Source organism: Pseudomonas sp. RL (genome assembly GCF_000647775.1).
Lineage (GTDB): Bacteria > Pseudomonadota > Gammaproteobacteria > Pseudomonadales > Pseudomonadaceae > Serpens > Serpens flexibilis.
In genome coordinates, this window is the sequence record NZ_JBOY01000140.1 from 1 (window position 1) to 5,596 (window position 5,596).

The following is a 5,596-nucleotide window of genomic DNA, read 5'->3' on the forward strand; positions in this document are numbered from 1 at the left end:
CGAACAGACCAACCTGCTGGCGCTCAACGCCGCCATCGAGGCGGCCCGCGCCGGCGAGGCCGGACGCGGCTTCGCGGTGGTGGCCGACGAGGTGCGCGGCCTGGCCCAGCGCACCCAGGAATCGGTGGGCGAGATCCAGTCGGTGATCGAGACCCTGCAGACCGATACCCGCGGCCTGGCCGGTTCGATGAAGGACAGCTTCGAACAGGCCCAGGAGAACGTCGGCCAGGTGGCCGAGGCGGTCACGGCGCTCGGTCGCATCGGCGAGGCGGTCGGCGTGATCCACGACATGACCCTGCAGATCGCCAGCGCCGCCGAGGAACAGAGCGCGGTGGCCGAGGAGATCAGCCGCAACGTCGCCGGCGTACGCGGCGTGACCGAAACCCTCACCGGCCAGGCCGAGGAGTCGGCACGTATCAGCCAGACCCTCAACGGCCTGGCCAACCAGCAACAGGCGCTGATGGACCAGTTCAAGGCGTAGGCAGGCGACGCCGCGCTGCGACGGCGGCCAGGACCGCCGCCGGGCACCGCCGCGGTGTACCGGTCCGGCCGGGTTTGTGGGAGTGGCTCCCCTACAACGCCGCCAGCGTGTGGTACTCGTCCTGCGCCAGCTGGTCGGTCATGCCGCTGACGAAATCCTGTAGCAGCCGGCAGCGGTGGTAGAACTCCCACAGCGGCTCGCCGGCGCTTTCCTCCACCGCCGCCAGGTAGGCACGCAGTAGCTGGCTGGGCAGGCGGCGCGTGAGCATCTGCAAAAGCGGCGAACCGCATGGCCGGCCGGCGGCCAGCGCGCGAAACTCCTCGGCCCGCGCCCGCAGCAGTGGCGCGTAGAAATCCAGCAGTCCCTGCAGGATGCGATAACCCTGCAGATGCAGGGTCTCCACTTCCCGGTGGCAGAACACCTTGTCGGCGGCCACGCTCTTGAAGGTCTGCACGATGGCCGCCTCGGCACTGCCGTCCTCCAGCAGGGCGCGGTCCAGCGTGCCGGCATGCACGGCCTCGATCTGTGCGATGAACTGCGCGGCGGCGTGCTTCACCAGTGGGTGGATCATGTTCACCCGCAGCCAGATGAAGAACTCGCCGGTCGGGTTGACCGGTTCCTGGCCGGCGCGCTTGAGTGCGTAGTCCAGGCGCTGGCGGAAGGATTGCCCGCCATCCAGGGGCGACTCCGGGTCGGCCAGTTCCCGGTAGCGGGCCAGTAGCGCGGTTGCCAGCTGGTCGAGATCGAAGAAGCCCTTTTCCACCGAGTCCTCGATGTCCGCCAGGCAGTAGGCGATGTCGTCGGCCGCTTCCATGATGTACACCGCCGGATGGCGCGTGCCCGGTGCGCGTCCCAGCGCCGCCCACAGGTTCTGGGTGAAGGCCTGTTCGGACACATAGAAGCCGGGCTTCTTGTGCAGGTAGGCGCCAGGCGTGCCCCTGGGCGGACGGGGCGTGTCCGCACAGCGCACGTACTTGAGGATGGCGGCGGTCTGGCTGTAGGTGAGGTTCAGGCGCAGCAGGCGGAACACCAGGCGGATGCCCTGGGCGTTGCCCTCGAAGGTCTTCAGGTCGTGCAGCAGCCGGGCCACCCGCTCCTCTTGCGCAGCGGTGCCGGGCAGGGCAGCGTCTAGCAGGGTATCCAGGTTGCGCTCGAACCATTCGCCGATGGCGAACTCGCCGAAATGCCCGAACGGCGGATTGCCGATGTCATGCAGCAGGCAGGCCATCTCCACCAGGCTTTCCAGCACGGATTCCAGCCCGTCCAGCCCGTAGTCCGCCGCGCGCGAACCCAGCTGCTTGTACAGGGTGCGCACGATGAAACGACCGGTCTGCTGCACCTCCAGCGAATGGGTCAGGCGGCTGCGCACGGCGGCGTTGCGTTCCAGCGGGAACACCTGGGTCTTCTGCTGCAGGCGGCGCACCGCCGCGCTGTGCACAATGCGCCCCCGGTCGCTTTCCAGCTGGTCGATCAGGTAGGCCAGGTCGTCGCTCGCGGCCCGGCGTTCGTAGGGGCGTTGGGCGGACAGCGTCTGGCGGAAGTCGGGCGCAGCGGGCATGGGCATCTCCGAAGGCAAGGCGGATGAACCGGTTGGTGGAGCGACGCCGGGACTCTACCATGCGCCCCTGACTGTTTTGAGCGGGACACTCAATGAACACTGCTACCCCTGTTTTCGGCGTCGGCGACGCGTCCTACCAGGCCGCCGGCGGCCAGGCCGGCCTGCGGCGCCTGGTCGAGGATTTCTATCGGGCGATGGACACGCTGCCCGAAGCCGCCTGCGTGCGGCAGCTGTACCCCGAGTCGCTGGAGCTGGCCAAGGACAAGCTGGCGACCTTCCTGAGCGGTTGGCTCGGCGGGCCGAGGGAATATGCGGCGCGCTTCGGGCCGATCAGCATCCCGGCGTTCCACACGCGCTGGCGGGTCGGTGAAGAGGAGCGGGAAGCCTGGCTGGCCTGCATGGCCTGGGCCATTGCGCGGCAGGATTATGCGCCGGCTTTCGCGGAGTACCTGCTGACCCAGTTGCGGGTACCGGCCGAGCGGGTGCACCAGGCCAGTCTGGCGGCTCGCGGCGAGCAGCCCTGAACCAAAAAGGGCCGACGATTTGTCGGCCCTTTCGATCACTTCACCAGCAGCACCGGCACCGGCACTTCATGCACCACGCGGGTGGCGACCGAGCCCATCAGCAGGCCGGAGAAGTTGCCCAGGCCCCGGGTGCCCATCACCACGGTGTCGCAGCTCAGCTTCTCGACGGCCAGGCCGATCTGCTCGGGGATGTTGCCCTGTGCGGTGTGGCGGCTGTGGGTGATGCCGGCGGCCTGCAGCTGCGCGGCCGGCCAGTCGAGCAGGTGCTGGGCCTGGCTGGTTGCTGACTGCTCCATGCGCTCGATGAGCTCACCGGTCACGTATTCGCCGTAAACGATGGGCGGCTGCTGCACGTTGAGCAGATGCACGTTCAGCGTGGCCGAATGTTCGCGCGCGAAGTCGATCAGGTACTGGACTGCCCGCTTGGAACTGTCCGACCCGTCGAATGCCACCAGTACGTTGCGCATTATTCCGTCTCCTGTTGTGTCTATAGGCACAGGATAGTCCAGCGGCCTGTCCGACCGTGAGCGCGGGCTGGGCATGGCCGCGTGTCGATTTGCCGCAGGGAGGCTTTCGCAACCGCTCTGGGAGGCCTCTATGAACCGCCACTACTACATCAGCGACACCCTCGATGAGCTGGAGCTCCTAGAACGGGAGCTGGAAACCAGCGGCATTCCCACGGAGCAGATCCACGTGCTCAGCGAGCAGGACGCAGAGCTCGAGCGGCACCGGGTGCATGGCGTGCCCTCGGTGATGAAGACCGACGTGTTCAACCTGGGCTGGCGCGGCGCGCTGGTAGGCCTGGCGCTCGCCGTGCTGGTGCTGCTGGTGGCCTGGTGGGCCGGCTGGACCGCCACCCGCGCCGGCTGGGCGCCGTTCGTGTTCCTGGCGCTGGTGCTGTTCGGTTTCTCGGTGTGGGAGAGCGGTTTCTTCGGTTTCCAGCGGCGCAACCAGCATTTTCAGGCCCTGCAGAAAACCCTGGAGGAGGGTCGCCATGTGCTGTTCGTCGACGTGGAGCCGGAGCAGGAGGTGCCCCTGCGCGTGGTGATGGCGCGCCACGCCGGATTGCGCGAGGCCGGCACCGGCCCGGCACTGCCGCACTGGCTGAGCGCCGGCCAACAACGTCTGAACCGCTTGCGCAAGATGATCTGAAGACGGATTGACGCCGCCGGGCGAGAGACGTCAACTAGAGCCGCCGCCCCCCGCCCGGGCGGCGGTTTCCTCACTTGATCGAGCACTGCGCATGAGCACCAGCAAATCGAACATTCCCTACAGCCAGCGCGAGCAGGGCTACCGGGAAAAGGCCCTGAAGATGTACCCCTGGGTGTGCGGCCGCTGCGCCCGCGAATTCTCCGGCAAGCGCCTGAGCGAGCTGACGGTCCATCACAAGGACCACAACCACGACAACAACCCCGAGGACGGCTCGAACTGGGAGCTGCTCTGCCTGTACTGTCACGACAACGAGCACTCGCGCTATACCGACAACCAGTACTTCGCCGAGGCCACCCCGGGCGGCGACAAGGGTCCGAAGGAAACCTTCAAGGCCTTCGCCGGACTGGCGGATCTGCTGAAGAAGTAACTCACGCCAGCCTGTGTGCGTAACGGCGGACAAGAACGGCGTTGTCCGCCCTACGTAGCGGCGTCGGCCGCGATGACCACGGCGGAACACCAAACCATGGATTGTCCCCGCGCGGCCTCGATCGGCGCCCGATAAAGCGCGGAGCGCCCTACGTTCATGAATTAATCTCGTGTTGCTCAATAGAATCTTGAGTTTGTTTCAGCTTTCCAGCGCGCCGAGAATGCCGGCCACGGTTACTGGAGAGTACACATGGCTATTGCCCACACCCTCGGATTCCCCCGCATCGGCCGCGACCGCGAGCTGAAGAAAGCCCTCGAAGCCTACTGGAAGGGCGCGCTGGACGAGGCCGGCCTGCGCCAGGTCGGCCGCCAGCTGCGCGCCGAACACTGGCAACTGCAGAAGGACGCCGGCATCGACCTGCTGCCGGTCGGCGATTTCGCCTGGTATGACCAGGTGCTCACCCATTCGCTGATGTTCGGCGTGGTCCCCGAGCGCTTCCGCCCCAACGATGGCGGCCTGCCGAGCCTGGACACCCTGTTCGCCATGGCGCGCGGTGTCAGCGGCGGCTGCTGCGGCGGCGCCCATGCCCAGGAAATGACCAAGTGGTTCGACAGCAACTACCACTACCTGGTCCCCGAGTTCACCGCCGACCAGACGTTCCGGCTGAGCTGGGAGCAATTGTTCGAGGAAGTCGCCGAAGCCCTTGCGCTGGGCCATGCGGTCAAGCCGGTGATCATCGGCCCGCTGACCTACCTGTGGCTGGGCAAGTGCAAGGGCGGCGACTTCGAGCGCCTCGACCTGCTGGAACGCCTGCTGCCGGTGTATGGCGAAATCCTCCAGCGCCTGAAGACGCTGGGCGTGGACTGGGTGCAGATCGACGAGCCGATCCTCGGTCTCGACCTGCCGCAGGCCTGGAAGGCCGGCTTCGAGCGCGCCTACAACCTGCTGCAGCGCGAGCCCGGGAGGAAGCTGATCGCCACCTACTTCGCCGGCCTGGAGGACAACCTGGCGCTGGCCGCCGGCCTGCCGGTGGATGGCCTGCACGTGGATCTGGTGCGGGCGCCGGAGCAGTTCCCGGTGGTGCTTGACTGGCTGCCGGCCTACAAGGTGCTGTCGCTGGGCGTGGTCGATGGCCGCAACGTCTGGCGCACCGATCTCGACAAGGCCCTGGCCGTGCTTGAGCAGGCGCAGGCGCGCCTGGGCGAGCGGCTGTGGGTGGGCTCCTCCTGTTCGCTGCTGCACAGCCCGGTGGATCTGGATCGCGAGGATCGGCTGGATGCCGAGCTGAAGGGCTGGCTGGCCTTCGCCGTGCAGAAGTGCGCGGAAATCGCCGTGCTGGCCGAGGCCCTGCGCGATCCGCAGTCGGCGCGCGTGCAACAGGCGCTGGCCGACAGCCGCGCCGTGCAAGCGGCGCGCGCGGCCTCGCCACGCATCCACGATCCGGCGGTGCAGGC

General features: G+C 67.5%; 6 protein-coding genes and 1 pseudogene. 5 read left to right on the plus strand and 2 right to left on the minus strand.

The window, feature by feature from the left end; genetic code table 11:
- The coding region (locus AS93_RS19650) for a methyl-accepting chemotaxis protein (protein WP_037009766.1) at positions 1-481 on the plus strand (481 nt) is incomplete at its 5' end.
- Between the two features lie 91 nt (positions 482-572).
- Here the strand turns inward: AS93_RS19650 and dgt are convergent.
- The gene (gene dgt, locus AS93_RS0116645) at positions 573-2,039 is read right to left on the minus strand and encodes a dGTPase (RefSeq protein ID WP_027591645.1); all 1,467 of its coding nucleotides are present in this window, start codon (positions 2,037-2,039) and stop codon (positions 573-575) included.
- 92 nt (positions 2,040-2,131) lie between these two features.
- Here dgt and AS93_RS0116650 point away from each other — a divergent pair, with 92 nt between their 5' ends.
- The gene (locus AS93_RS0116650) at positions 2,132-2,563 is read left to right on the plus strand and encodes a group II truncated hemoglobin (protein ID WP_027591646.1); all 432 of its coding nucleotides are present in this window, start codon (positions 2,132-2,134) and stop codon (positions 2,561-2,563) included.
- A 35-nt stretch (positions 2,564-2,598) separates the two neighbouring features.
- Here the strand turns inward: AS93_RS0116650 and AS93_RS0116655 are convergent, their stop codons facing one another.
- On the minus strand, positions 2,599-3,030 hold the full coding sequence (locus tag AS93_RS0116655; protein WP_027591647.1) for a universal stress protein: 432 nt from the start codon (positions 3,028-3,030) through the stop codon (positions 2,599-2,601).
- A 130-nt stretch (positions 3,031-3,160) separates the two neighbouring features.
- On the opposite strand from AS93_RS0116655, the gene AS93_RS0116660 reads away from it, so the two are divergent.
- From AS93_RS0116660 to AS93_RS0116670, 3 genes and pseudogenes are all read left to right on the plus strand, one after another.
- Complete coding sequence (locus AS93_RS0116660; protein WP_027591648.1) at positions 3,161-3,715, plus strand: O-antigen ligase family protein; 555 nt, start codon at positions 3,161-3,163, stop codon at positions 3,713-3,715.
- A gap of 91 nt (positions 3,716-3,806) precedes the next feature.
- Positions 3,807-4,142, plus strand: coding sequence for a YajD family HNH nuclease (locus tag AS93_RS0116665; protein ID WP_027591649.1), 336 nt, complete (start codon positions 3,807-3,809; stop codon positions 4,140-4,142).
- A 249-nt stretch (positions 4,143-4,391) separates the two neighbouring features.
- Positions 4,392-5,596: pseudogene (locus AS93_RS0116670) on the plus strand (5-methyltetrahydropteroyltriglutamate--homocysteine S-methyltransferase); the annotation flags it as partial.